Source organism: Larkinella terrae, assembly GCF_009668025.1.
Classification (GTDB): domain Bacteria; phylum Bacteroidota; class Bacteroidia; order Cytophagales; family Spirosomataceae; genus Larkinella; species Larkinella terrae.
In genome coordinates, this window is the sequence record NZ_WJXZ01000001.1 from 559,661 (window position 1) to 584,967 (window position 25,307).

26 protein-coding genes are annotated in these 25,307 nt (G+C 51.5%); 4 read left to right on the forward strand and 22 right to left on the reverse strand.

Annotated elements, in window-relative coordinates:
* Positions 1-64 precede the first annotated feature (64 nt).
* On the reverse strand, positions 65-1,960 hold the full coding sequence (locus GJJ30_RS02250; protein WP_154172706.1) for a YgiQ family radical SAM protein: 1,896 nt from the start codon (positions 1,958-1,960) through the stop codon (positions 65-67).
* 245 nt (positions 1,961-2,205) lie between these two features.
* Positions 2,206-3,306, reverse strand: coding sequence for a Kelch repeat-containing protein (locus tag GJJ30_RS02255; RefSeq protein WP_154172708.1), 1,101 nt, complete (start codon positions 3,304-3,306; stop codon positions 2,206-2,208).
* A 265-nt stretch (positions 3,307-3,571) separates the two neighbouring features.
* Between GJJ30_RS02255 and GJJ30_RS02260 the strand changes: the two genes are divergently transcribed.
* Positions 3,572-3,919 (forward strand): hypothetical protein, encoded by a 348-nt coding sequence (locus GJJ30_RS02260; protein ID WP_154172710.1) that lies wholly within the window; start codon positions 3,572-3,574, stop codon positions 3,917-3,919.
* 6 nt (positions 3,920-3,925) lie between these two features.
* On the opposite strand, the gene GJJ30_RS02265 is transcribed toward GJJ30_RS02260, so the two are convergent.
* The 11 genes from GJJ30_RS02265 to GJJ30_RS02315 all read right to left on the reverse strand — a co-directional run bounded on the left by GJJ30_RS02265 (position 3,926) and on the right by GJJ30_RS02315 (position 14,192).
* Complete coding sequence (locus GJJ30_RS02265; protein WP_154172712.1) at positions 3,926-4,750, reverse strand: glycosyltransferase family 2 protein; 825 nt, start codon at positions 4,748-4,750, stop codon at positions 3,926-3,928.
* A 24-nt stretch (positions 4,751-4,774) separates the two neighbouring features.
* A complete protein-coding gene (locus GJJ30_RS02270; RefSeq protein WP_154172714.1) occupies positions 4,775-6,442 on the reverse strand; it encodes a hypothetical protein in 1,668 nt (555 codons plus the stop codon).
* A gap of 85 nt (positions 6,443-6,527) precedes the next feature.
* A complete protein-coding gene (locus tag GJJ30_RS02275) occupies positions 6,528-7,025 on the reverse strand; it encodes an NADH-quinone oxidoreductase subunit C (RefSeq protein WP_154172717.1) in 498 nt (165 codons plus the stop codon).
* 8 nt (positions 7,026-7,033) lie between these two features.
* The gene (locus tag GJJ30_RS02280; protein ID WP_154172718.1) at positions 7,034-7,381 is read right to left on the reverse strand and encodes a hypothetical protein; all 348 of its coding nucleotides are present in this window, start codon (positions 7,379-7,381) and stop codon (positions 7,034-7,036) included.
* Positions 7,382-7,415: 34 nt separating this feature from the next.
* On the reverse strand, positions 7,416-7,976 hold the full coding sequence (nuoB, locus tag GJJ30_RS02285; protein ID WP_154172720.1) for an NADH-quinone oxidoreductase subunit NuoB: 561 nt from the start codon (positions 7,974-7,976) through the stop codon (positions 7,416-7,418).
* A gap of 93 nt (positions 7,977-8,069) precedes the next feature.
* A complete protein-coding gene (locus GJJ30_RS02290) occupies positions 8,070-8,540 on the reverse strand; it encodes an NADH-quinone oxidoreductase subunit A (protein ID WP_154172722.1) in 471 nt (156 codons plus the stop codon).
* A gap of 112 nt (positions 8,541-8,652) precedes the next feature.
* Positions 8,653-9,273, reverse strand: a complete 621-nt coding sequence (locus GJJ30_RS02295; protein WP_154172725.1) for a sterol desaturase family protein — start codon at positions 9,271-9,273, stop codon at positions 8,653-8,655.
* A gap of 116 nt (positions 9,274-9,389) precedes the next feature.
* On the reverse strand, positions 9,390-10,721 hold the full coding sequence (locus GJJ30_RS02300; protein ID WP_154172727.1) for an NAD(P)/FAD-dependent oxidoreductase: 1,332 nt from the start codon (positions 10,719-10,721) through the stop codon (positions 9,390-9,392).
* A 132-nt stretch (positions 10,722-10,853) separates the two neighbouring features.
* Entirely contained in the window at positions 10,854-11,777 is a 924-nt protein-coding gene (locus GJJ30_RS02305; RefSeq protein ID WP_154172729.1) for a metallophosphatase, read from the reverse strand.
* Positions 11,755-12,516 (reverse strand): 5'-nucleotidase C-terminal domain-containing protein, encoded by a 762-nt coding sequence (locus GJJ30_RS02310; RefSeq protein ID WP_154172731.1) that lies wholly within the window; start codon positions 12,514-12,516, stop codon positions 11,755-11,757. Before GJJ30_RS02310 ends, GJJ30_RS02305 begins: the two co-directional genes overlap by 23 nt.
* Positions 12,517-12,524: 8 nt before the next feature.
* Entirely contained in the window at positions 12,525-14,192 is a 1,668-nt protein-coding gene (locus GJJ30_RS02315) for a M1 family metallopeptidase (protein WP_154172733.1), read from the reverse strand.
* A gap of 428 nt (positions 14,193-14,620) precedes the next feature.
* Between GJJ30_RS02315 and GJJ30_RS02320 the strand changes: the two genes are divergently transcribed.
* Both GJJ30_RS02320 and GJJ30_RS02325 read left to right on the forward strand, forming a co-directional pair.
* Positions 14,621-16,552: a tetratricopeptide repeat protein gene (locus GJJ30_RS02320; RefSeq protein ID WP_154172735.1), complete on the forward strand. Its 1,932-nt coding sequence runs from the start codon at positions 14,621-14,623 to the stop codon at positions 16,550-16,552.
* A gap of 71 nt (positions 16,553-16,623) precedes the next feature.
* On the forward strand, positions 16,624-17,250 hold the full coding sequence (locus tag GJJ30_RS02325; RefSeq protein WP_154172737.1) for a response regulator transcription factor: 627 nt from the start codon (positions 16,624-16,626) through the stop codon (positions 17,248-17,250).
* A 32-nt stretch (positions 17,251-17,282) separates the two neighbouring features.
* Here the strand turns inward: GJJ30_RS02325 and GJJ30_RS02330 are convergent, their stop codons facing one another.
* The 6 genes from GJJ30_RS02330 to ruvX all read right to left on the reverse strand — a co-directional run bounded on the left by GJJ30_RS02330 (position 17,283) and on the right by ruvX (position 22,543).
* Positions 17,283-17,921 carry a Uma2 family endonuclease gene (locus GJJ30_RS02330; RefSeq protein WP_229312907.1) on the reverse strand — a complete coding sequence of 213 codons (639 nt, stop codon included), beginning with the start codon at positions 17,919-17,921 and terminating at the stop codon, positions 17,283-17,285.
* A gap of 115 nt (positions 17,922-18,036) precedes the next feature.
* The gene (gene ahcY / locus GJJ30_RS02335) at positions 18,037-19,353 is read right to left on the reverse strand and encodes an adenosylhomocysteinase (RefSeq protein ID WP_154172739.1); all 1,317 of its coding nucleotides are present in this window, start codon (positions 19,351-19,353) and stop codon (positions 18,037-18,039) included.
* A gap of 84 nt (positions 19,354-19,437) precedes the next feature.
* Positions 19,438-20,655, reverse strand: a complete 1,218-nt coding sequence (locus GJJ30_RS02340; protein WP_154172741.1) for a pyridoxal phosphate-dependent aminotransferase — start codon at positions 20,653-20,655, stop codon at positions 19,438-19,440.
* Positions 20,656-20,778: 123 nt separating this feature from the next.
* A complete protein-coding gene (locus tag GJJ30_RS02345; RefSeq protein ID WP_154172743.1) occupies positions 20,779-21,552 on the reverse strand; it encodes an amidohydrolase in 774 nt (257 codons plus the stop codon).
* A 5-nt stretch (positions 21,553-21,557) separates the two neighbouring features.
* Positions 21,558-22,130 (reverse strand): peptide deformylase, encoded by a 573-nt coding sequence (gene def, locus GJJ30_RS02350; RefSeq protein WP_154172744.1) that lies wholly within the window; start codon positions 22,128-22,130, stop codon positions 21,558-21,560.
* A complete protein-coding gene (ruvX, locus tag GJJ30_RS02355) occupies positions 22,130-22,543 on the reverse strand; it encodes a Holliday junction resolvase RuvX (protein WP_154172746.1) in 414 nt (137 codons plus the stop codon). Before ruvX ends, def begins: the two co-directional genes overlap by 1 nt.
* Before the next feature lie 82 nt (positions 22,544-22,625).
* On the opposite strand from ruvX, the gene GJJ30_RS02360 reads away from it, so the two are divergent.
* Positions 22,626-23,117 carry an NUDIX domain-containing protein gene (locus GJJ30_RS02360; RefSeq protein WP_154172748.1) on the forward strand — a complete coding sequence of 164 codons (492 nt, stop codon included), beginning with the start codon at positions 22,626-22,628 and terminating at the stop codon, positions 23,115-23,117.
* Between the two features lie 97 nt (positions 23,118-23,214).
* Here GJJ30_RS02360 and GJJ30_RS02365 read toward each other — a convergent pair whose 3' ends face one another.
* From GJJ30_RS02365 to GJJ30_RS02375, 3 genes are all read right to left on the reverse strand, one after another.
* On the reverse strand, positions 23,215-23,586 hold the full coding sequence (locus GJJ30_RS02365) for a VOC family protein (protein WP_154172750.1): 372 nt from the start codon (positions 23,584-23,586) through the stop codon (positions 23,215-23,217).
* A 12-nt stretch (positions 23,587-23,598) separates the two neighbouring features.
* Positions 23,599-24,054, reverse strand: coding sequence for a GyrI-like domain-containing protein (locus GJJ30_RS02370; protein WP_154172752.1), 456 nt, complete (start codon positions 24,052-24,054; stop codon positions 23,599-23,601).
* Between the two features lie 163 nt (positions 24,055-24,217).
* Positions 24,218-25,180, reverse strand: coding sequence for a helix-turn-helix transcriptional regulator (locus tag GJJ30_RS02375; protein ID WP_154172754.1), 963 nt, complete (start codon positions 25,178-25,180; stop codon positions 24,218-24,220).
* Positions 25,181-25,307: the final 127 nt, after the last annotated feature.

Genomic DNA, 25,307 nt, shown 5'->3' on the forward strand with positions numbered 1-25,307 from the left:
GGGACTTTTGCTTCTGGAGATTCAGCGTCCAAGTCCCCTTTAGGGGATTTAGGGGCAACCCCGTTTATCGTTTCTTTTTCCCTGAGAAATTCCTCGAAAACTTCGGCTTGCCGGGATTGCTTTGCTTCTGGCTGCCCAGCAACCGTTCCAGTAAATCCGGGCGATTGAGTTTGGTAAGTCGGTCGCGAATCCAGTTTTTGTATTCGGGTTTGTACCAGAAAAAATAGTTATTCTGAGTCTTCTTTTCCTCCCGGGTTTTGGCGGTTTTGACCGGTTTCAGCGTATACGGGTGAACCCCCGAATAGTAAATCACCTCGGCCACCGTCATCGGCGTGGGCGTGAAATCCTGTACCTGTTCGAGCTGAAAACCAAGGTCTTTCGTTTCGGCCGCCAGATTGGCCATGTCCTGCTCCTCGCAACCGGGATGCGATGAAATGAAGTACGGAATCAGCGGCTGTTTCAAGTTGTGTTTCTCCGAAATCTCGTCGTATTTCTTCTTGAACGTTTTGAAGTACTTGAACGACGGTTTCCGCATGATCCGCAGCGTATCGTCGGATGTATGCTCGGGAGCGACCTTCAACCGGCCCGAAACATGGCGCGTGATCAGTTGCTCCATGTATTCGTCGTGGTTGCCGTCCTGGTTGTTTTTGTTGAAATCATCGACCAGCAAATCGTACCGCACACCCGAACCGACAAACGCTTTTTTAATCCTCGGATCGGCATCGACCTTGCGGTACAGTTCGGTCAGCGGTTTGTGCGAGGTGTCGAGGTTCGAGCAAATCACCGGGTGAATGCAGCTCGGACTCTGGCAGCGGGCGCAGATCGACTCGTCTTTGCCCTTCATCTGGTACATATTCGCCGACGGGCCGCCCAAATCCGAGATGTAACCCTTGAACTCCGGATGCTTCGTGATTTCGTCGACTTCCTTCAACACCGATTTTTCGCTCCGCGACGCAATGAACTTGCCCTGGTGCGCCGAAATCGTGCAGAAACTACACCCGCCGAAACAGCCCCGGTGCATATTCACCGAGAATTTGATCATTTCGTACGCCGGAATCGGCCCCCGCTTTTTGTATTTCGGGTGCGGCAGCCGCGTGTACGGCAAATCGAACGATTTATCGATTTCGGCTTCATCCATCGTCTTGAACGGCGGATTAATGACCAGCACCTGATCGCCCACGTTCTGCGTAATCCGGTTGGCCTGCCATTTGTTCGACTCCACCTCCACGATCTTGAAATTGGCCGCGTATTTAATCTTGTCGTCCAGGCATTCTTCGTGGCTCGCCAGCGCGACCGTATTCCAGTTATTATAATCGCGCAGTTCGGTACGGCCGTCGTGCAGAAACGACACCTGGTTGATGTTGCGCATCGACGAAAACGGCACGCCTTTCAGCACCAGTTTCAGGATTTCGCGCAGCGGTTGTTCGCCCATCCCGTACACCAGCATATCGGCCCCGGCATCCACCAGAATCGACGGCATCAATTTGTCCTGCCAGTAGTCGTAATGGGTCACCCGGCGCAGCGATGCCTCGATGCCGCCGAGCAAAACCGGTACATCGGGAAACAGTTGTTTCAGGATTTTGGTGTAGACAATGGTCGCGTAATCGGGCCGAAAACCGGCTTCGCCACCGGGCGTGTAGGAATCGTTGGAACGCAGGCGTTTATTGGCCGTGTAGTGATTCACCATCGAATCCATACAGCCCGCCGTTACGCCAAAGAAGTATTTCGGTTTGCCAAATTTCTTGAAATCGCGCAGGTCGTCCTTCCAGTTGGGCTGGGCAATAATCGCGACCCTGAACCCTTCGCTCTCCATGATCCGGCCGATCACGGCGGTTCCAAACGCTGGATGGTCCACGTAGGCATCCCCGGACACCAGCACAATATCCACTTCATCCCAGCCGCGTTTCTCCACTTCCTGTTTCGTCAGCGGCAGCCAGTCGGTTAGGGGTCTTTCCATCATTCGCTCCATAGTAGTTCCTTGAGAACCAACGAAATTACGAAATAATTCAATGGGAGAGGATTAACTTTAAGAGAGAGTGTAACCGCCGGATGGCGAATTATTGCCTCAGAAATCGGACGGTTTGGTAACAAAACAGCCGCTCGGTTTTCAAAACCGGGCGGCTGTCCTATTCTAGTGGGCAGTGTTGTTTTAGCAACTGACGCTATTCGCAGACTCCTTGCTGTCAGCACATTCTGAAGATGGCATCAATTGGAAATGTACTCTACCAACTGATTATCCTTGTTGATAAAATAAGCCTTGTCATTTAAAGCACTACCAACGATCAATGGACTGGCAGTAGCAAATTTTTCCCACAGATTGGTATTTGGTGTAAACCGAATCAACTGACCATCTGAAGTGATGATATAACTGGAATTATTGATAGAAAAAGCTTGATGGGCTCCGGTTAGGTTATAATCGGCAGGTGTGTGAATTATCTTTTTCACGACTAATGATGTACCGTCTGGGCTTTTAGTGGTGGTGTACTCATAAAGTTCGTGGGACAAAACATTATTCCGAAGCTCGTCATATCCATAAAAAGGGTCGAACATGCTTGTTCGATAGGTATCTCCACCACCTATGTAAACCTGGTCATTGAGAGCGAATCCAAAACCATTTTTTCGCATTACTTTGTACTTAATCAAGTTGAACTCTGTGGGATTAGATGGAATATCCGGAAAGGCAGGGCTTCCCAAAATAGTAATATTTACTCGGTTCCAACCTGTTGAAGCGTTATAAAGACCTCCTTCTTCATTCATAAAAGTTGCCATACTATTCTGGGTGCGATACGTTCCCCAAAGCACAAGTCCTCCATTTTGGAGATTAAAAGAAATGGCACCTGTCCCGATTTGGGGGCCCGATCCTGCAGTATTAGGTGGCGAATCAACGGTTTTCCAGTTATCAGTACCAGGATCGTATTCGTAGAAAGTCTTCGAATATTCCTCCACACCAAATGTTGAGGTAAGATCGTGTCCTCCGGTTTGTGCCAGGCCCAGGTATAGTTTTTCGCCAACAGTAAAGTAGCTAAGCCCCATGGTTAACTTACCTGTAAAATCCTTTTTTGCTTTCCATGAATTCGTAGCGAAATCATACTGCCAGAGCTTTGTTAAGAGGTTAGGAAGTTTTTCATCCTGAACCCCCACATATAAACTTCCTTTTAGATTCACCATAAATAACGGATTTGGCGAAGGTAATGGAGCTAGCGTTCGCCAGCCTTCCGGCTGTTCTGGGGTGAGATGGTCTCTCAAGCAGCCTCCGCAAAATAGGGTTAAGGCAAGTAAACAGAGAAAGGTGAAATTTCGTAACATAAAAATGGGTGTGGTTAAAGAATATTGCACATATAGAAAAATAGGCATGTATTGTTGTTTATTTACATGCCTAATCTTTCCAGAAATCACTTATGGGTTCAAATATAAAAGCAGTATTTTTAATTTGTACATGCAATTTAAAAATACTTTTTCGCTCAATTCTCCCTGACTATCTTTTTTACATAAGAAGCATCGAATGTCTCCGGAGATTTTCCCAACCTTTTCCCTCCTTCCTGCGTCTTATAGTAAAACAGTGGTAAACCCGATGAAGACGCTCGTGCTCATTTTTCTCTTAACCGCCTGCCAGCCCAACTCTTGGGACAACGAGGTGGCAGTTAGCCCCGATTGCCCGGATTATGTCGAATGGAAAAAAGCAGCCGAACTGCGCGAAGTGCCGGGTGTGGTGATCAACGAAGCCGAATCCTCGTCAACCAGTACCTGGGTCTACATCCAAACCAGCGACAAAACCCGCTATTTCGCCTGCAATCTTCCCCAACAGGTTCGGAAAACCGGTACGAAAGTGGTTTTTAATGCCGACGAGTTTGCGCCCCCGCCGAACGTCCGGCTGGCGGGGGTTCCGGTTAAGTTGACGAAATTGCGGACTGCGCCCTGATCAGGATTATTGATTGAGCTGGGCAATGACCCGTTGGTCGGCCTGCCGAATCAACTTCTTGACGCTCCGTAAACCACGCAGGATGAGCCGGGTACGGAAATAGAGCACGATGGGCTTCGGAAAATGTTTGCGGGCAAACAGCAGGCTGCACTGGTGGTAACTTAAATTGAAAAACTTCTCTTCGATGCCCGAGTCAACCCCACCCTGATTACTGGCGTGATGAACCAGCGCGGCCGCAGCCACATAGGCCATTCGGCATCCGGCGCGAAAAGCACGCAGGCCAAAATCGGCGTCTTCGTGAACGGCAACCCCGGCGAAACCTTCGTCAAACAATCCGATTTTGTCGAAAACCGCGCGGGAAACCGAGAAATTAGCGCCCGTGATGACATTCACCGGACCGTCGGTCGGGCAGTCGTCCCCCCCTTTGAATTTCAGGTACCACGTTAGCCAGGATGGGCTCGACTGGGGCGGAACGTGCCGTTCGATGATCCGGCCCTGAACCACTTCCAAACCGCTCTGGTGCGCCCGGTAATGCGCCCGCAGGAAATCCGGTTCGAACTCCGTGTCGTCGTCAATGAACACAATTACTTCACCCCGGGCGTGTTGAAGACCCAGATTGCGGGCCGCCGTCAGCGACGGTTTTTCGCTCTTGATGAGCCGAAAGCAATTTTGATGATCGTCCAGAAACTGCCGGGTTACCGGTTTATGCTGGCGGGTTTGATCGACTACAATGATTTCATAATCACGGAAGTCTTGCCGAAAAGCGCATTGCAGGCATTGAACCAACAATTCTTCGCGGTTGTAGGTCGGAATAATTAACGATATGAGCACAAATGAACGGTGAGATGGCTTTCATCATTTTTCCCGAAGGAGTTTTAGGACTTCGTCAGGTTTGGAGGGCAGGGGGGCATCACGCTTGATGAATTTTCCATCCCGGCCCAGCAGCGTAGCCGCCGGAACAACATCGCTCCGCATCAACGCAATCAGACTATCAAACTGGTCTGTTTCAACAAATACGTGCAAACCTTTGGCCTTGTTTTTGGCGACCGACTCGCGCCAGAGTTCGGTCGACGTTTCGCTGGTGCCGACGTAAACAAACAGGATGTCGCGGCTCCCCAATTGCTCCTGAAGGGCGCGGGCGGCCTGCAACTCCAGCCGCGAGGCTTCCACATCGGGCGACCAGGCCAGCACGTAAATCAACCGCCCCTGGGCCTGCGCCTGAAACTGCTCAATCAGCTCTTTACCGTATCGGCTGGAACGCAGGAGCGTTACCCCCGACAAAACCTCCACCGGCTGATTGATCTGCTTGCTGAACTTAGCCGCCACCGCATTGATCGTTGCGCTGTCTTTTACCTCCAGCCGATACAATTCCTCCAGTGAAAGCCGGTAATGCGGATCACCCACCTGCGGCATAATGTGCTGATACAGTAATTCCTGATTTTTCAGCTCGATCGTGGGCAGATTTGTTGCCAGAAAATTTGCTTTCAGGTAATCCAAACCGGTTGTATCCACAACTTTCCGCAAGTGCGACATCCGGGTTTCGTACACCAGCAACTTGGCCAGGGTGTCCTGGTGGCGCTGTAAAATCCGCTGCAACATCGGCATATCACGGTTGGTGCCGGTTCGGCCGGTTTTGAGTTCGTTGATTCGGGCCCGCTCCGTTTCGGAAAGGTCCCGAATATACCGGTCGACCAGATTGGCAAACGTTCCCACCGGAATCCCTCGGCCGTCCTGATCGGCAATGCGGGAAGCTGCGTACAACGAAAACCGCTCCAGGGCGGTCGCCCGCTGAACGGTCAGAAACAAATCGTTGGCCGGGCGCAAATTGCTGATCGGCACATTGGTTTCCAGGCGCGTATCCTGCTCGGCACTGGCTTTGTCGTACAGAAAAGCGGCTACCTCGTATTTGACCCCGGATTTGATATATTGATCTAGCAAGGGCAAAATCTCGTGAGTCTCGCGGTATTTTTCGTAGGTAGTGATAAACTCATTGGTCAGAATCTTCCGGCTGTCTTCGGCCGAACGCCCTTCTACCTTTCTCGTCAGCTGACGACCATCGGCTTTGGGTTTGTTTTTAAATTCAAATACCTTGTAACGAGTCAGTTGATTATTAACCTGCGCATTGGCACCGCTGAACCGGAAAGGGGCGTCAGACAGAAAAAGAGAATCCGCATCGAGCGCAATTTCGATGGTTCCGGCCGAAGCCAGAAAAGCGGTCGAAATCTGGCCAAAATTGAAATACAACTCTTCGTAAGGGTAAACCAGCGGCAAGGTCACCTTGAACGAGCCATCGGGTTCGAGCGGGGCCGGGCGCGCCAGTTCGCGGCTGGCCTGCAAAATGTTGTTGCGCGAAATGGTAACGTTGGGACTTTGTCGGTACAGTTGAATGGTCAGATTTTTGATCCGACCCGACACCGTCACAGAATCCGATTTCAACTGGCCGTAAGCCACCAAAAGTTGGCCCGAAAACAGGAACAGCAGCAGACTAAAAACCGGTATTATTTTATAGCGAAGCGTTGGCATGAAGGCAATTCTCAAGTCCGTAATCCAGAAATGATACAAGTTAAACTGACAATTGCACACTACCAAATGGGATTGCTCTCAGGTTCTATTTCACCTTGATTCCGTGATAAGTCTCCAGGTCCTGATAATCTTTCCGTAGCGGATGGCCCTGCCAGTCGGTGGGCATCAGAATCCGACGCAGATCGGGGTGTCCGGCAAACTGAATCCCGACCAGGTCGTAGATTTCACGCTCGTGCCAGTCGGCGGTTCGCCAGATCGTGCTAACCGTTGGAACAACCGGCAGCGGTTCGCCTTCGGCGTTGCGCGGCACCACAACTTTTAGCATCAGATTGTGTTCGTACGGAATCGAGGTGAGGTTGTAGACGACCTCCATTGTGTTGGCTTGCAGACCGTTATCGATGCCGGTCATGCAAGCCAGAAAGTCGAAGTAAAGCCGGTCGTCGTCGCGCAAAAACCGGCAAAGCCCGGCAATTCGATTCGACTCGACCACCAGAAAAGGCTGCGGATTGGTGGTGTTGGTTTGCCGGATTACGTCGGTGCCGAACTCAGCCACCAGCAGCTCGGCAATTTCAGAAAAAGTCATTCCGCAAGTTAGCGAATGGAAACGACGGTTATTTCGTCGGCTTCAAATTTTGCGCCCCAGCCGCACTGAACGGTTTTCTTGCGGCCCGTAAATTTATAAATGATATTCCCCTGTTTCTGCGGTTCTTTACCCACAAAGCTTTCAACCAGCGCGATGGATTCGGCATCGGGCGCATAGCGAATGATTTTGTTGGGATCATTCCAGTTGAGGACAATGTTGGTTTCACAGGCGTCATAAGCCAGTCCGTTGGGATACAACATCGCATCAGCGCGCAGTTCAGAACCGGTTGGCTCGTCGTTTTCCCGGCACATAGCCATACAAAATACCGTCAGAAGGGTTATCAGGGTGGTTTTCATAAAAGAATGGGTCGATTTTATCCGTATGACCCTTTTATCCTTTGAGAGGTTGGAAAGAGGCAGCTTCCTTTTCCTCCATCGCCAGCAAGGCCGTCGGCGCGGGCTCGTCGATCAGCGAACTGGCCCGGATCTTTTCCTGAAGTTTCAAAAAACCGCCAATCAAGGCTTCAGGGCGCGGTGGACAACCGGGCACGTAAACATCGACGGGGATGATCCGATCGACGCCCTTGACAACGTGGTAGCCATGCTGCCAGTAGGGCCCTCCGCAGTTCGAACACGAGCCCATCGAAATGACGTAGCGCGGTTCGGGCATCTGCTCGTAAAGCCGCCGGATGCGGTCGGCCATTTTAAAAGTAACCGTTCCCGAAACAATCATAACGTCGGACTGCCGGGGCGAAGGCCGGGGAAAAATCCCGAACCGCTCCAGATCATAACCCGACGCGAAGGTCTGCATCATTTCGATGGCACAACACGCCAGCCCAAAACCCATCGGCCACATCGACGACAATCGCGCCCAGTTCAGCAGGTCTTCGGCGGTGGTCAGCAGCACTCCGCCTTCACCAGATTTAAATCGTTGATCGAGTAAGCCGTTCATTATCTTATGGTTTACGGTTTTTGGTTTAAAGTTTATAGTCCAACAGCATCAATCAAGATGCCTCTTTACAACTATAAACGGGAAACTATAAACCTAAACTCTCTTATATTTCTGATTTACTTTTTCATACAGGGAAGCCGGTACGGCGGTTTTTAGCTGCGGTATTTTCGGCTCCGGTTTCACCCAATCCAGAAAGCCTTTTGCCCAGACGTAGGCCAGTCCCAACGCCAGTAGCGCCACAAAAACCAGCATTTCGGTCAGTGCCAGCCAGCCCCACAAGCCATTCGTTTCTTCAATCAAAGCCTTTTGTCCAAAAACCGTGGCCCACGGAAACAGGAAAACCAGCTCGACATCGAACAGAACAAAAATAATGGCAACTACGTAAAACCGCACATTGAACTGAATGTTCGCGTTGCCAACCGGTTCCTCGCCCGACTCATACGTAGTCAGCTTTTCGACATTCGGACGATTGGGCCGCAGCAGTCGGGCAACAAACAAAATCAGCCCAACAAACGCCAGGCCGGTGATGATAAAGAGTAAGATGATACCGAAGTCGGAAAGCATTGACTATGATGGCGGTGATTGACTATGATTACGGTGATTGACTATGATGAAATATGATAAAAAACTAAAGTCGAATCATATTTCATCATAGTCAATCACCATAATCATAGTCTTATTTCATATACGTTCCAAAAACATAATCCCAGAGCGGAGACGAAACGCCGTAATTCCGATCATGGCTTTTGTAATGGTGAACGGCGTGATTAACCCAAAGCTTCTTGAAGAAATTCTTGGGTGGAGCGTACGCATGCACGATGAAGTGGACGAACAGATAGCCCGCATACCCCACTAAAAAGCCCGGGAAAAAGGCGTAGGAAGCTTCGCCCATCAACAGAAACATAATGACAAACAAGGTTCCCCCCACAAAAATAGCCGCAGCCGGGGGCATCGCCAGCCGGGTTTTGTCCTTCGGATATTCGTGGTGAATTCCGTGAAATGTGTACTGGATTTTAGCTTTCGTTGGCGTGTCGGTTTCCATATGAAAAACGCCCCGGTGAACTGCATATTCAACCAGGCTAAAAACCGTCATTCCGGCAAAAAAGAGGAAGATGATCCAGGGCGTCGACATGTCGGTATACGTAAAAGCATACCAGCCGAACAGCGTGGATGTAACCAGATACAGAGTAATTGGAACCGAGATGTGGGTGCGGGATAAACGTTCCAGAATGGGATTCTCAAACAACGTTTTGGTGCCGCTATTTTTGGGTTTGATTTTGGTTATTGTTTGTTCCATACTATGATTAATTAAAGACGCCGAAACGTTGGGGAGCGTACAAGCGTGGGTTGCATACGTGTTATTCGCAAATGTAAACTACTTTTTGACAGATAGTCAACTTATTTGACTGAATCCTATTTTGTAATTAACTGGTCTTCGACTTTTTGCTTGATGGCTTCAAAATTACCTTTCGGCAGCTTCGGTTTGATAATCAGCCGCAACGATTGATCGTCGCTCAGGTAATTCCACGCCCAATTGATCAGGATGAGCAGGCGGTTTTTAACGCCGACAATTGCCATCAGGTGCACAAACAGCCAGACCATCCAGGCAAAAACGCCCTGAAACTTCCAGAAGGGCAAATCAACGACGGCTTTTCCGCGCCCGATGGTCGCCATAGTTCCCAGATCCTTATACGTAAACTCCTCCGGCGATTGGCCTTTCTGCATCCGGATCAGGTTTTTGGCCAGGTGTTTTCCCTGCTGAATCGCCGGTTGGGCAATTTGCGGGTGCCCGTTCGGGTATTTCTCTTCGGTCATCAGTGCAATGTCGCCGACGGCAAAAATGTCCGGAAAGCCCTGCACCTGACTAAACCGGTCGACCAGCAGCCGCCCCCCGCGCCCGATGGTTTCGGTCGGAAAACCGCTCAGCGGATTGGCTTTTACCCCAGCGGCCCAAACCAGGTTGTTCGTCCGGATGGTCGAGCCGTCGGCCATATAAACCAGCCGACCGTCGAAATCCTGAACCCGGGTTTTCAGCCGGACAATCACGCCCAGTTTCTCCAGGTATTGCTGCGATTTGACCTGCGAATTTTCCGACATCGGCCCCAGCAACTCACCGCCGGATTCGATGAGGTAAATTTTCATCATCCGGAAATCCAGCTCGGGGTAATCGCTCGGCAATACAGTTTTTCGCATTTCAGCAAAGGTTCCGCATAATTCGACACCCGTAGGCCCTCCTCCCACTACGACTACGTTCAAAAAACCTTCTTTTTCGTCCAGATTGTCGACGGACAGGGCATCTTCGAAGTTCTGCAACATCCGGTTTCGGAGCGCAATAGCCTCAGAAACAGACTTCATCGGCAAGGCGCGCTCGATGATATTCTGCATACCAAAAAAATTGGTATCGGCTCCGGTCGATACCACGAGGTAGTCGTATTCGATCGGCCCAAGGTCTGTATCGATGGATTTGGTTTCGGGATGAACCGCTGTGACGGTCGTCACGCGGATGTGGACGTTTTTACAGTCCTGAAAAACCGCCCGCAGCGGGAACAGAATGGAGCTGGCTTCCAGCCCGGAAGTTGCCACCTGGTAATACAGCGGCTGAAACTCGTGAAAGTTATTTTTATTGATCAGGACAACCTGAAACTCCTTCCGGCGCGCGAGCTTACGCGCCAGTTTCAACCCGCCAAACCCCGCTCCTACGATCACTACTCGTTTTCGGTCGGTACGTGGGATATTGGGATTCATGCGCGCTGGAGTTAGACCTTTTTGTCAGGATAACTACATTCGTTTGCGTAAGGTTTCAACGTATTCCACTAACCGTTCGTTTTTTTCGCCAAACGACAATATTCTATTTAGTCAATCAGCCAACGGGGTTTGTTACGATTTTACTTCAACCGCTTTACTGTCGGTGGCCACCTTCGCCTTGCCCTGCTCAAACGTCAGATCGATGCGCCCCAGGTAAATTCCGGCAAAACCCACCTGATTGATCAACACCGGCAGCCCGTCCTGGTTCAATACATTGACCGGGGCGTCGAGAAACGTGTGTGTGTGGCCGCCAATGATCAGATCAATATTCCGGGTTTTGGACGCTAGCACACGATCCGAAACCGTGCTATCGTTATACTGATACCCCAGGTGCGACAGGCAGATGACGTAATCGCATTTTTTCTCGTTCCGCAAAACCGCGGCCACCGCGTTGGCGGTTTCAACCGGTTCGACGTACACCGTTTCTTTGAATAACTCTTTTGGAATCAGGCCCTCCGGTTTAATTCCCAGACCAAAAACGCCAATTTTCAAGCCGTCTTTCCTGAAAATCCGGTACGGTTCCGTCCGCCCGTTCATGGCCGTATTTTTGAAATCATAATTGGCGATCAGAAACGGAAAGGCCGCTTTCCCGAACTGCAGGACCATATTTTCCATTCCGCCGTCGAAATCGTGGTTGCCGATCGTACTGGCGTCGTAGCGCATCCGGTTCATGGCCTGCACTTCGGGTTCGCCCTTATAGAGATTGAAATACGGCGTTCCCTGAAACAGATCGCCCGCGTCGAACAGCAGCACATTGGGCTGTTCTTTCCGAATCTGCTCGATCAGCGTGGCCCGGCGCACAATCCCTCCGCGTCCGGCGTTGCGGCTTCCGTCCATCGGAAACGGGTCCAGCCGACTGTGCACGTCGTTCGTGTGCAGAATGGTCAACTGGGTCGATTTCGGTTTGGCGAAAGCTTCCGGGGCCAAACCGCCGATCACAGCGGCCGCCCCGAAAAGTTTCAGAAACTGGCGTCTATTGGATTGTAATGCGTCCATCGGTTGTCGGATTTATGGGTTGACCGGATTTACCAAGCTGCCGGAAATAATCGATAAAAACATCGCGTAGAGTCAGATTAAAATCTTTGCGGGCAACGGCATCTTTCAGGAAAGCCGTTCCTCCGCCCCGGTTGGCAATATAATCACTCATCAAAACCGTATAGGTCTGGTTGGGATCAAATGTTTTTCCATTCGTGAATGCGATGGAAGTCAGCACGTTGTCTTTGATCACGACCCGGATTCCACCCACTACCAGCGATTGCTCATCGGCCTCGCTTTTTACAAAAAACTCAAGAAACTGGCGCAGCATCGAGCCTTTCAGCGTCAGCATCACCAGTTGATTATCAAACGGCATTACTTCGTAAATACTGCCGATCCGGATCGGGCCTTTCGGCAAACCGGTCCGAATACCGCCGTAGTTCAGGTGGGAACAATCGGCGCTGACGCCCACCTTCTGCTGCGCATACTGCAACATGGCGTCGGTGAGCAGGTTGTTGAGCGCACATTCCGGTTTGGCCCGCTCCAGCGGCACCGCCGACACCACCAGCACCTCGTTCATGGTCTGGTCGAGTTGCTGTTTATACGGTTGTAAAAACCGGGCCATACCGCTATCGGCCGGAGCCGCCAGCGAGTCGACCTGAACGCGTTTGTACGACTGGTTCGTCAGGTGATAACCGGTCTGACAGGCCGTCGTCAGCAACGCCAGAACCGGGAGGATAAATGTCTTTTTTAGTCGCATGATGAGCTTTACTCCTGTTGTTTTTGAATGGGTTCCTGGTAAATTCGGGCACCAAAATATTGCAATTCATACGCGAAATTCAACCATCCCTGCGACCGGCGAATGAGCGTGGTCTGCCACTCCCGCGTCGTGTATAACGTGTGCCAGGGGCCGTAGGCAAACCGGTATTTCAGGGGCATATTGAATCCTTTCGCATCCGCAATCCAGCGGTGCTGAACCTCGATAAAATCACCTTTTTCGGTCACCCGGTATTCGACAACGGGCGGGGCTGCATAGTTAAGAAACTGATCAAAGATCGGCCGGAGATCCTTTTCGGTTTCCCGGCACAAGATATCGATAATCTGTTTGGTAGTTACAAACTTATGGTTTCGCTCCAGCGCCACTTTCCGCAGGGCCATAAACCAGATATTGTCGTCGTCGACCACGCAGCGCAGCGAGTGCAGCAGCCAGGTTCCTTTGAAGTAAATATCCGTATCCTTGTGCTGGTAATTGACGCCCCGCGGCCCCATCATCGGGTACTTGTTTTTAATCAGCGGTTTTTGCGTCATCAGGTATTTCACCGCCTTTGGATAGCCGTCCGTATTTTCCACGTAAATGGATTCCATGTAGGTGGCAAATGCCTCGTGAATCCACATTTCGGCCGGATCGATACAGCTCAGGCTGTTGCCAAAATACTCGTGGGCGCTTTCGTGAATGAGGATAAAGTCGAAGCCGAAAGCGTTGTTTTTGTAATTGTTGCCGTAGGCAATGGCGCTCTGATGCTCCATGCCCAAATACGGCGTTTCAACCACCGAATAACCGTCGCGCCAGAACGGAAAATGACCGAAAAACCACTCATACGTATCCAGCATCCCGATCACCTGCTCGAAATGGACGCGCGCTTTTGCTTCATTGTAACGCAGTACGTGGTAATTCAGGTCGAGGTAGCGGTAGTCCCGGCTGCGGTATTCGTCGGTAATCAGCACATAATCGCCCAGATTAAAAGTCACATTGTAGGTGTTGATGGAATAGGAAACCGCCCAGACAAACTCGGTCTGGTTTTCGCCTACGTCCTGTTTCTGCAACAGCCGCCCGTTCGAAACCGCTTTCAGACCACGCGGCACGCGAAACGTCGTCCGCATCGAATCCGGCTCGTCGGACAAATGATCCTTGCAGGGCCACCACGAGCTGGCACCCAGTCCCTCGCAGGAAACACCCACCCAATCGTTGCCCAAACTGTCTTTTTTCCAGGAAAAACCGCCATCCCATGGCGGATTAACCGCTTCGCGGGGCTTTCCGTGGTATGTCACCTTGATTTCTTCGACCGCATCTTTTTCCTGGGCCGCCTTCATGGTTACAAAAATGGCGTTGCCTTCCCGGACATATTTCAGCGATTCGCCCCCCTGCTTGATCGACTCAATCGTCAGATTTTCAAACAGATCGATCTGCATGCGTTTGAACGGCGCCCGTACCCGATACCGGATCGTGTTGCTCCCCGCAATGGATTTCGTGACCGGATCAACCGATAAATTCAGGTCGTAAAAAGTCACATTATAGCAGGTTCGTTCGGGGCGCAGGGAGCCGCGCAGCGAGTCCTGCCGGGTAAAACGTTCGGGTTCAGAAGGTTGCAGAGGTTGTTGAGCCAGAAGGGCAATCGAATAAAAAAAGGCCACCACGGCCACTAACCATTTTCTCATGAATGCACGTTCAATATCTACACAAAAATAAGAAATTAAACTCCGGCAACCAGCATCGTTCGGCAGGGCTGGTCATGAATAAAGAATTTCAATTCCATCTTCGGTTACCTGAAGTATATATTCTTTTCTTTTCGTAAATAATCCCAGCAGGGCCGAATTACAAATCTTCATTCGGTTTCAACTCGCTGACGCCTTCTCCGCAAACGAGATAAACCGGTTTGGGTTACGAGTTTAGTTCGATTGTTTTTTACGGGAACGTGTTTCTGACCGTTAAAAAGCTTATTTTAGTTTTTGACCTTCTTCAACAACCTGTCGCTGATAATCATCGGTCCGCTTCGCTGCGGCCGGTGCGAAACCGTATTCTAAAAGTTTACACAATTCGATTTTATTTCGCTCATCTTTACGATAAAAGATCCGGCCCGTTCGCTATGCAATACCGTCTGTTACTGGCTTTTCTGGGTTATCTGACGGTGCTGAACGGGCGTTTGGCACTGGCGCAGGTGCCTAATTCGCTCGATTCGGTGCGGGTATATCTGAAAACGCACACGGTTCAGGATACGAATTACGTCCGCGCCCTGAACGTCCTGGGTCGGGAGCTTCATTCGGGTGCTGATCCGGATTACGAGCGGGCCGATTCGGTGCTGAAAGTCTCGGAACAACTGGCTGAAAAGCTCCACTACGGCCTGGGGCTGGCCAAAGCCTTTACCAACCGGGCTTCCATTTATTACCTGACCGATCAACCGCAACTGGCGCTGGATTATTTCCAGAAAGCGCTCACAACCGCCGAAAATCACCAGTTACCGCCCCGGTTTATCTGCGGGGCCCTTTCTAACGTCGCTGCGGCCCTCGGTAAACTTCAGCGGTACGATAAGGTGGTGGAAATGGAATTGCGTTCTCTGAAGTTGCAGGAAAAGTATAACGTGCAACCCCGCATTGCGACCACTTACGGCGGCATCGGCAACGCGTTCCGGCAAATGCGCAAACCGCAGCAGGCGCTTCCCTATTATCAACAGGCGCTGCGACTGATGAAGGTTGAAAAAAACACCCGGGGCATGTCCATTATCGAGAACAACATGGGCATCTGCTACGATTATCTGGAGCGGTATGATCAGTCGTTGAAATACTACAAAATGGCCCTCAAACACGCTGAAGAAGCAAAATTCGAGCTATTGCAGGCCGATATTCTGGTAAACATCGGTCTGACGCTGAATTTGTCCAAACGCTCAGCGGAGGCCATTCCGTTCGTAGAACAGTCGCTGGCAATCGGGCGTCGGCAGGAAAATAAAGCGAGCATGGCGACGGCTTATTTCAATCTGGGTCGGATTTACGAGGATTTAAAACAGTATAAACCGGCCGAGGAAAACCTGAAAAATGCGCTCGCGCTGGCGAAAGAAATCGATCACACTGACAAAATAACCAATTATACGCAGGCGCTGGCCGATCTGTACGGCGGCATGAAGAATTTCGAGGAAGCCTACCGGTTTCAACTGGAAAAAAACCGGCAGACGGATTCGGTCAAAACGGTTCGAACGGATGCCGAGGTCCAGCGGTTGGTGGCCGGATACGAAACCGGTAAAAAAGAGGCCCAGATTAAAATCCTCCGCCAGCAGGCTCAGTTGCAAAAAGAAGAACTCCGCCAGCAGCGGTTTCAACGAAACACCTTTCTGATCGGCGGAATATTATTGCTGTTGTTGGGCGGGGCCGTGACGGCCTGGCTGCTCAACCGCGCCCGGCTCCGGCGGCTGGAAGATTCGCTGAAACTCCGCAAACAGATTGCGCACGATCTGCACGACGAAGTGGGCAGCACCCTCAGCAGCATTTCGTTACTGAGCGGCCACACCAACGAACTGCTGCGGCAAAACCGCCCGGAAACCGCTCAGAAAATGGTGAAGAAAATCTATACCGACGCCCGCCAGATTCTGGAATCCATCGATGAAATCATCTGGACGATCAATCCCGGCAACGACTCGCTCCCGCGCATTGCGATGCGGCTGCAGGAATACGCGCAACCGCTGATGGATTCCAAAAACATCCGGTTTTCGTTCGTAACCAATCCTTCGCTGGACCTCGCGCCCATTTCGATGGAAGTTCGCCGTGGCCTTTATCTCATTGGGAAAGAAGCAGTTAATAACCTCGTCAAATACTCTAACGCGACGCAGGCCACCATCCGGTTCGACTACGACAAGGGCCAGATTGTGGTTTTGATTGAAGACAACGGCCGGGGTTTTTCGCCCGACCAGAACACCGGTCGGACGGGCCAGCAAAGCATGCAGCAGCGCGCCCGCGAACTGGGCGGGGAGCTAACCGTGCAATCGGCCCCCGACGACGGCACCCGAATCCGGCTGGTCGTCAACGGTTAATTCATATCTTTATCCGATTTTAGTCTACAAACGGGCGGTTTATTTTTACCGGGCGGTTAACGGTTTTTCCCATGATCAGAGTTTCTATTTTCGACGACAACGATTCCCTGCGTGAAACGCTCAGCCTGGTTTTCGACGCCACCGACGACCTGATCGTGACCGGCCAGTACCCCAACGCCCTCGATGCCGTCGCCTGCGTGCAGCGCGACCAGCCCGACGTGGTATTGATGGACATCGACATGCCCGGCCTCACCGGCATTGAAGCCGTTCGTCTGATCCGGCAAACCAGCTACAACCCCAGAATTCTGATGTTAACGGTTTTTGACGATACCGAACGTATTTTTGCGGCCATCCAGGCCGGTGCGGTCGGGTATCTGCTCAAAAAAACACCCTCGACTAAGCTCATTGAATCGATCCGGGATGTGATGGAGGGCGGAGCTGCCATGACGCCGTCGATTGCCCTGAAAGTGATGGAAGCGTTTCGCCAGCCGAAACCCAATACGTACGCCCTGACGGAAAAGGAAAAAGAAGTTCTGCAGCGGCTCGTGGCGGGGGATTCCTACAAACTCATCGCCGACCACTGCCGCATGAGCATGGGGACCGTTCGGACGCACATCGTGAACATTTACGAAAAACTCCACGTCAACTCCAAATCCGAAGCGGTGGTGAAGGCGCTGAAAACCGGGATGTTTAAATAAGCGAGGTTGTTATGTCTGGTTGCCCGGGCTTTCTACAATAATGTCGATAAGTTTACCTCAAGCCCCGGTAAAACCGCTTCGCCCAAAAGCGGCTCCGTAAATGCTTTGGTTTGCGGTTCGGCATCCGGCCGATAAACCGTGGTTTGTTGCTGGAAAGGATCAATCAGCCAAGCCAGCCGAACACCGTTCTGGAGGTACTTCTCCATTTTAGCAGGAAGCGAATACCGCTCATCCCGATCCGACATGAGTTCGATCACAAAATCGGGGCAAATCCGGGCAAACTTGTGTTTATCGGCATCGGGTACTGAATTCCAGCGTTCATTGCTAATCCAGGCCACATCCGGAGCACGGACAGAGGTATCGGGTAGCGTAAAACCGCCATTTGAATCGGTGACCTTACCTAATTTTGCCATACGGTTCCATATTCCGATTTCAATGACAAGATCAGCATTTTTAATACTCGTATTCGTTCCGGTAGGCATCTGAAAATAGATTTGACCGTCTTCAGCCCGTTCGATGCGTAACTCAGGATTAGCCTTACAGAATTCATAGAATTCATCTTCCGTGAAATGGCCATCCTCGGAAATAAAAGGGGGAATATTTAACGGGAAATACATAAGTCGTTTTTCAGATAGACGCTCAACTGTATTAAAAGTAACGAAAAAACGCAAAAAAGCGCGATTCCGTTTCCGAAACCGCGCTTGCTGAAAGATGAGTTATGAATGATGAACGATGTGCTAAAATGTGAAAGCAATCATCGTTCATCATCCATAATTCAACATTTAATTAGTACCGATACAGCTCCGATTTGAACGGTCCTTCGGTGGTGACGCCGATGTATTCCGCCTGCTCCTGCTCCAGTTTTTCCAGTTTCGCACCAACGTGATCGAGATGCAAAGCCGCTACTTTTTCGTCGAGGTGTTTCGGCAGAATGTATACTTTGTTTTCGTATTTGTCCGAATTGTTCCAAAGCTCCAACTGCGCCAGCGTCTGGTTCGAGAACGAGCACGACATCACGAACGACGGGTGCCCCATCGCCACGCCCAGGTTCACCAGACGACCTTCGGCCAGCACGATGATTTCCTTGCCGTCGATCTCGTACAGATCTACCTGCGGTTTGATCTGGCTTTTGTTCGAACCGTAGTTTTTGTTCAGCCACGCCATGTCGATTTCGTTGTCGAAGTGGCCGATGTTACACACCACGGCTTTGTCTTTCATCGCCTTGAAGTGGCGATCTTTCACGATGTTGATGTTCCCGGTAGCCGTTACGAAAATGTTCGCCCGCGTAGCCGCTTCGTCCATCGTTACGACTTCGTAACCGTCCATCGCAGCCTGCAGCGCACAAATCGGGTCGATTTCGGTCACCAGTACGCGGCAACCTGCGCCCCGCAACGACTCCGCCGAACCTTTACCCACGTCACCATATCCGGCCACAACCGCTACTTTACCGGCCAGCATCAGATCGGTTCCCCGACGGATGGCATCGACCAGCGACTCGCGGCAGCCGTATTTGTTATCGAATTTCGATTTCGTCACCGAGTCATTTACGTTGATGGCGGGCAGGTGCAGCGTGCCATTTTTCATGCGCTCGTACAAGCGGTGAACACCCGTCGTGGTTTCTTCCGACAGGCCTTTGATGCCCGAAATCAGTTCCGGATACACGTCAAAAACCATGTTGGTCAGGTCACCACCGTCGTCCAGAATCATGTTCAGCGGTTTCTTTTCTTCGCCGAAAAACAAGGTCTGCTCGATACACCAGTTGAACTCTTCTTCGTTCATTCCCTTCCACGCATACACCGAAATACCGGCGGCAGCGATGGCGGCAGCGGCATGATCCTGCGTCGAGAAAATGTTACAAGATGACCAGGTCACTTCTGCACCCAGTTCCACCAGGGTTTCGATCAGCACGGCGGTTTGGATCGTCATGTGCAGACAGCCCGCAATGCGCGAACCGGCCAGCGGTTTCGACGGTCCGAACTCTTTCCGAAGCGACATCAGACCCGGCATTTCGGCCTCGGCCAACCGGATTTCCTTGCGGCCCCACTCGGCCAGCGCAATATCTTTAACTTTGTAGGGAACGTAGGTGGATGTTTCTGTAGACATAAATAAGTGAAAGTTAATGTTTTATGAAAAGAAAGAGGTGGACGATTGACCATCGACCATTGACAATGGTCGATGGTCAATCATCTACTTCAACGTTGCCACGGCGTCTTTGATACGCTGAACGGCTTCGGCCAGGGCTTCGTCGGAAGCCGCCGTGGAGATCCGTAAACCGTAGGGAGCACCAAAACCGGACCCGGCTACCGTTGCGACGTGGGCGGTATTCAGTAACCAGGCCGCAAAATCGTCCGAATCGTTGATGGTCGTCGTGCCGTCCGATTTTCCGTAGTAATAGCTGATGTCGGGGAATGCGTAGAAAGCGCCTTCCGGTACGTTGACCTTGAAACCGGGGATTTCTTTCAGCAGTTTAACCACCAGATCCCGGCGACGTTCGTAGGCTTTCGACATTTCCCGGGTGGGTTCCATCGGACCATTCAGGGCGGCCACGGTGGCCCGCTGCGAAATCGAGTTGGTTCCGGATGTAACCTGTCCCTGCAATTTTTCAACGCCGTCGGCAATCCACTTGGCGGCTCCGATGTAACCGATCCGCCAGCCCGTCATCGCAAAGCCCTTCGCAACCCCGTTCACGGTGATCACGCGGTCTTTGATTTCCGGAATGGAACCGATGCTGAAATGGCCTTTATTCGTAAAATTGATGTGTTCGTAAATTTCGTCGGCCAGCACAAACACGTTTTCGTGTTTGGCAACCACTTCGCCAATCGCGCGCAGTTCTTCTTCGCTGTACACCGAACCGGTCGGGTTGTTGGGCGACGCGTACATGACAATTTTCGTGCGGTCAGTAATGGCTTCTTCGAGTTGCTCCGCCGTTACTTTGAAGTCGTTTTCAAAAGCGCCGTTCAGAATGACGGACTTGCCTTCGGCGAGTTTCACCATTTCGGAATAGCTCACCCAGTAAGGCGCCAGAATGATCACTTCGTCGCCGGGATTCACCAGCACCTGAATGACGTTCGCCAGTGAATGCTTGGCACCCGTCGAAACCACGATATTTTCCGGTTTCCAGTCAATATTGTTTTCCCGTTTAAACTTATCTGCAATGGCTTTCCGCAGGTCGGCATAACCGGCCACGGGCGAATAACCGTGGTAGCCTTCGTCGATGGCTTGCTTGGCGGCTTCGCAAATGTGTTTCGGCGTCTTGAAATCAGGTTCTCCAACACTGAGACTGATTACTTTATGGCCCTGAGCGGCCAGTTCGCGGGCTTTTTTGGTCATCGCCAGTGTCGACGATTCCTCCAGCGCGATGATGCGGTCGGCCAACTGAGTGGCGCTTTCTACCGATACAGACATGATGTAATGGGATTGTTCAATAAAATTCCGGGCACAAAATTACTAACTATCTCCTGATAACTGCGTATTATTTAAATATTTATACGGAACGGCCGGGAAATTGAACCTATTCAATTCTTTCTTCTATCCAATAATTTGAAACGCATCAGCGTCCCGATTGGCCGGAAACCGCTCGCGGTACGCCCTCAAATCCTCCAGCGACAGGTTGGTTTGGAAAACCGTTTCCATATCACGTTGCCGGAAAATTACCTCCCCTTTCGGGTCAATAAGGCTCGAATCGCCCGCATATTGGTGGCCGTTTCCGTCTTCTCCGACCCGGTTTACCCCCGCCACATACGCCAGATTTTCGATGGCGCGGGCCTGCAAAAGGGCGTTCCAGGCCAGGCTGCGGGGCGCGGGCCAGTTGGCGACATAGAGCAGAAGATCATAGTCCAGATCCGTGTTTCGGCTCCAGACCGGAAACCGCAGGTCGTAGCAAATCAGGGGGCAGATGTTCCAGCCTTTCCAGGATTTAATGAGCCGTTTTGCCCCGGCGGTGTACGTCCGGTCTTCTTCGGCCATTCGGAACAAATGCCGTTTGTCGTAGACATCGAACGAGCCGTCGGGTTCCATCCAGATCAGCCGGTTGTAAAATTGTCCTTTTTCCTGTACGATGTAACTGCCCGTCACCACGGCCCCGGATTGAGCCGCCATTTGCTTCAGCCAGCGGAACGTCGTCAGATTCATTGGTTCGGCCAGCGGAGCGGCATTCATCGTAAAACCGGTCGTAAACATTTCCGGCAGCACAATGAGATCGGTTTTTTCGGGCAGAGCGAAGATTTTCTCTTCCAGCATTGCGCGGTTAGCCGTCGGATTTTCCCAGTGAAGCGGGGTTTGCAGCAGGGTGAGGTGGAGCATTGGCTCTATTTCGGGAACTTCATTTTATAATCCGCTTTCACGTTGCCGCGCGTAATATCGGCCAGTTTTTTCTTCATCAACTGCCGTTTCAGCGGGGGCAGGTAGTCGGTAAACAGCTTCCCTTCGAGGTGGTCGTATTCGTGCTGGATGATGCGGGCGGCCATGCCGTCGTATTCCTCGATGTGTTCGTTCCAGTCGGTATCGAAATACTGAATCTTGACGATTTCGGGCCGGAACACCTCACCCCGGATCTGCGGAATGCTCAGGCAGCCTTCCTCAAAACCCCACTCGTCGCCGTCTTCTTCCAGGATCTGCGGGTTGATAAACACCTTCTTAAAACCCAGCAGACTCGGGTCCTTGTCTTCCTCCGGTTCGTCTTCGTTAAGGGCGGTACCATCGACGACAAACAGGCGGATGCTTTTGCCGACCTGGGGAGCCGCCAGCCCGATGCCCGATGCGTTGTACATCGTCTCGAACATATCTTCACTGAATTTCTTGACATCGATGCTCCCCTTCTCAATGTCCTTCGCCCGTTTTCGCAAAACCGAGTCGCCGTAAGCTATAATTGGGTATACCATCACCTTTTGGATTCCATGAACGATTGTAAAATGATCACTGCACTCACTTTGTCGATGTTGCCTTTTTCGCGCCGGTCTTTTTTACTGGTTCCGGCGGCAATCATGGCCTGCAACGCCATCGCCGACGTAAACCGCTCATCGTGCCAATGCACCGGAATGTCCGGAAAAGCGGTTTTCAATTTACTGACAAAACCCTTCACCCGGGGCGTATTGTCGGTATCGGTTCCGTCCAGGCGTGTGGGCAACCCGACCACAAACGCTTCGACCGGTTCGCTGGCGACATACCGTTTCAGGTAGTCCAGCAACTGATACGTCGGGACGGTTTCGAGCGCCGTTGCGATAATCTGCAATGGGTCCGTAACGGCCAGGCCGGTGCGTTTCGTTCCGTAATCAATGGCCAGCAATCTCGGCAAAGTAACTTTTGTTAAATGATTTGCAAATATACGGAAATACGTGCGGGGTGTTTATATTCACCGCAAATCCTTCTCCAATCCGATGCCGAAGATGAATTTTTGCCCCCAATGCGCTTCCGCATTGGTTCTGGGTGTGGCCGGAGGGCGCGAACGGCTCGTTTGTTCAGCCGCCTGTGGTTACATTTTCTGGAATAATCCGCTCCCGGTGGTCGGCGCCATCGTCGAGTATACCGACAACAGCGTCATCCTGATTCAAAACCGGGGCTGGCCCGCCGAGTGGTTCGGGTTGGTGACCGGTTTTCTGGAGCCGGGCGAAGAACCGGATGCTGCGATTTTGCGGGAAATTAAGGAGGAGATTGGGCTGGAAGCCGAAATTGTGGAGCGGCTGGGTGTGTACACGTTTTACCAGCGCAACGAAATCATCATCACTTACCACGTCCGGGCCCGGGGCGAAATTCGGATGGACGAAGAAGAACTTCAGGCGTATAAAATTGTACCGATTCCGGAGCTGAAACCCTGGCCGTTCGGAACCGGCCCGGCAGTAAAAGACTGGCTGAAGAACTGGGGACTATGATTACGATGATGAGAATGATAGATTTATATGAAACACATCGAAAGCTATTTCATCATTTGGATCTGATTCATCACCGCAATCATTCTCATCACCGTAATCATAGTCCGTACTTTACCATATCAATCCCGATCCCGTTTGGATCGACGATGGCAAAGTGGCGGTCGCCCCAGGGTTCGTCGCGGAGTTCGATTTCAATGGGGACATTCAGCGACTGCATGTGCGCGTATTCTGCATCCACATCGTCTACTTCAATCGTCAGGTAAACACCTTCGCCCGTAAACGGTTTTTGAAAAACCGGTCGTTGCGTGGGGTGATTCGGCAATAGAAAACTCAGCTCGGCCTGCTGATTGGGCGTGTGGAGCAACAGGTAAAAGTCGTTTTCGAACGTGACGCCAAAGTTCAGGACGGTTTGGTAAAACGCCTTGGTTTCGGTCAGTTTGTCGGTAATAATGCCTGCGTTCAGCTTCATGGCGATGTCGTTTTACAGGATTTGGCGATAAATCTGGGTCACGTTATTCGCCGGATTTTCGAAATCCATGTTGACATACGCTTCCCGGCTCAGCGAACCAATCTGGTAACCGCCCCGCACCAAACCGCTCATGAACGAGCCGTACGTCGCCACCAGGGTATCCCAGCTTCCGTCGTGTTCCGTATAGGCACATTTCCAGCCTTCCAGCTTCTTAAACACCAGTCCGTCAGCCGGTTCACCCTGCACGGCCTGAATCGGCAGTACAATATCGAGACCAAAAACCGTATCCGGTTTGCCATCCACACCCTCGTATTGCCAGATGATCGGGCCGGTAACTTCCAGATCGAGCCGGACGGCTTCGCGGTAGAGATTCCGGGCGACAGTCCGAACGAACGGACCCAAGTCCTTGAGGGTAGTGCGGGTTGAAAAAGCGAGCGTCGTCAGCGGTTTGGCTTCTTTGATTTCCATACTAGAGGTGTTTGAGTAAGGTAATACGCCAAAGTAACTGCCGGGTTGTGACAACGGTATGTCAGTAGTCTTGACCGGGATTTAGCTGATTTTACTGATCATTCTGATGGCTGGCGCATCAATTAAAAATCATTTTTTATCAGTAAAATCAGCTAAAGCTAGGTTAAAAATCAGCTAAATCCCGGTTAAGATAGTATTCCTGCAACTCCAGCACCAGCTCCTTGATCGCTTCCCGGAGCGAATCGGGGGTTTCGACCTGAACCCATTTGCCAAACATCAGCAGCCACCGACCCAGCCCCTGCGCGTAGAGCGTCATAAACTTCATCCGAACGAATTCACCCTGAGTTTCTTCCGAAACGTAGCCGTATTGATATTTCGACTCCTGAATATGCCGGACCACTTTCTTATCAAACCGCACGATCACTTCCACCAGGTTCTGTGTCTGCTGAATTTGTTCGAGGTAAGCCGGTAGCGAAAGCAGGTTCTGACTCGAATACGTGTGCCCGGTATAGTCCAGTTTCCGGATGCGGTCGACGCGAAAATCGCGGTAATCCTGTCGCAGACGGCAAAAGGCGATGAGATGCCAGCCCGCACCGTAGTGATACAAACCGACCGGTTCTACTTCCCGGCGGGTGTTTTGGTCGTTGTAAGCCGACCGATAATCCAGCAGAATTACCTGCCGCTGCCCGATGGCCCGCTGGATTTCACTCAGCAACATATCCGAAAACGGGGGCGTCGTGGGTCGTTTTTCCACCTGAACCCGTGGTTCCAGGTCTTCGAGATGCTCCTGATCCTTACGTTTCAGCACCGATTTGATTTTGTACAGGGCCGACTCAAACTCCGTCCGGATCGACTCGTCCGAAAACTTTTCGATCACTTTGGCCCCAAACAGCAGCGCGCTGGCTTCTTCGCGGGTGAGCATAACGGGCGGCAGGTGGTAATCTTCCAGAAAGTAACCGATTCCCGCTTCGGCCCCAATTGGCACCCCCGCTTCCTCCAGCGACCGGATGTCGCGGTAAATGGTCCGCAGACTGGTCTGGAACCGTTTGGCCAGTTCCTGCGCCTTAACGACGCGCTTGGTCTGGAGGTGTATCAAAATGGCGGTCAGTCGGTCGATGCGGTTCATGGCGGGGCGTCAGCGTTTCTGCAAAGGTAACCAGTCGCCGGTTTTCGGGGCAATCCGGGCCATTTGTTTCACGGAAAGATTTTTTTGAAAACCGCGTGGGGGTATCGTGTCGCCTGGCGGTCTTTAG

Coding starts and splice junctions, on each gene's coding strand:
- GJJ30_RS02250 (WP_154172706.1), bottom strand. CDS start 1,960: ATGATGGAAAGACCCCTAACCGACTGGCTGCCGCTGACGAAACAGGAA.
- GJJ30_RS02255 (WP_154172708.1), bottom strand. CDS start 3,306: ATGTTACGAAATTTCACCTTTCTCTGTTTACTTGCCTTAACCCTATTT.
- GJJ30_RS02260 (WP_154172710.1), top strand. CDS start 3,572: ATGAAGACGCTCGTGCTCATTTTTCTCTTAACCGCCTGCCAGCCCAAC.
- GJJ30_RS02270 (WP_154172714.1), bottom strand. CDS start 6,442: ATGCCAACGCTTCGCTATAAAATAATACCGGTTTTTAGTCTGCTGCTG.
- GJJ30_RS02275 (WP_154172717.1), bottom strand. CDS start 7,025: ATGACTTTTTCTGAAATTGCCGAGCTGCTGGTGGCTGAGTTCGGCACC.
- GJJ30_RS02280 (WP_154172718.1), bottom strand. CDS start 7,381: ATGAAAACCACCCTGATAACCCTTCTGACGGTATTTTGTATGGCTATG.
- nuoB (WP_154172720.1), bottom strand. CDS start 7,976: ATGAACGGCTTACTCGATCAACGATTTAAATCTGGTGAAGGCGGAGTG.
- GJJ30_RS02290 (WP_154172722.1), bottom strand. CDS start 8,540: ATGCTTTCCGACTTCGGTATCATCTTACTCTTTATCATCACCGGCCTG.
- GJJ30_RS02295 (WP_154172725.1), bottom strand. CDS start 9,273: ATGGAACAAACAATAACCAAAATCAAACCCAAAAATAGCGGCACCAAA.
- GJJ30_RS02300 (WP_154172727.1), bottom strand. CDS start 10,721: ATGAATCCCAATATCCCACGTACCGACCGAAAACGAGTAGTGATCGTA.
- GJJ30_RS02305 (WP_154172729.1), bottom strand. CDS start 11,777: ATGGACGCATTACAATCCAATAGACGCCAGTTTCTGAAACTTTTCGGG.
- GJJ30_RS02310 (WP_154172731.1), bottom strand. CDS start 12,516: ATGCGACTAAAAAAGACATTTATCCTCCCGGTTCTGGCGTTGCTGACG.
- GJJ30_RS02315 (WP_154172733.1), bottom strand. CDS start 14,192: ATGAGAAAATGGTTAGTGGCCGTGGTGGCCTTTTTTTATTCGATTGCC.
- GJJ30_RS02320 (WP_154172735.1), top strand. CDS start 14,621: ATGCAATACCGTCTGTTACTGGCTTTTCTGGGTTATCTGACGGTGCTG.
- GJJ30_RS02325 (WP_154172737.1), top strand. CDS start 16,624: ATGATCAGAGTTTCTATTTTCGACGACAACGATTCCCTGCGTGAAACG.
- ahcY (WP_154172739.1), bottom strand. CDS start 19,353: ATGTCTACAGAAACATCCACCTACGTTCCCTACAAAGTTAAAGATATT.
- GJJ30_RS02340 (WP_154172741.1), bottom strand. CDS start 20,655: ATGTCTGTATCGGTAGAAAGCGCCACTCAGTTGGCCGACCGCATCATC.
- GJJ30_RS02345 (WP_154172743.1), bottom strand. CDS start 21,552: ATGCTCCACCTCACCCTGCTGCAAACCCCGCTTCACTGGGAAAATCCG.
- def (WP_154172744.1), bottom strand. CDS start 22,130: ATGGTATACCCAATTATAGCTTACGGCGACTCGGTTTTGCGAAAACGG.
- GJJ30_RS02360 (WP_154172748.1), top strand. CDS start 22,626: ATGCCGAAGATGAATTTTTGCCCCCAATGCGCTTCCGCATTGGTTCTG.
- GJJ30_RS02365 (WP_154172750.1), bottom strand. CDS start 23,586: ATGAAGCTGAACGCAGGCATTATTACCGACAAACTGACCGAAACCAAG.
- GJJ30_RS02370 (WP_154172752.1), bottom strand. CDS start 24,054: ATGGAAATCAAAGAAGCCAAACCGCTGACGACGCTCGCTTTTTCAACC.
- GJJ30_RS02375 (WP_154172754.1), bottom strand. CDS start 25,180: ATGAACCGCATCGACCGACTGACCGCCATTTTGATACACCTCCAGACC.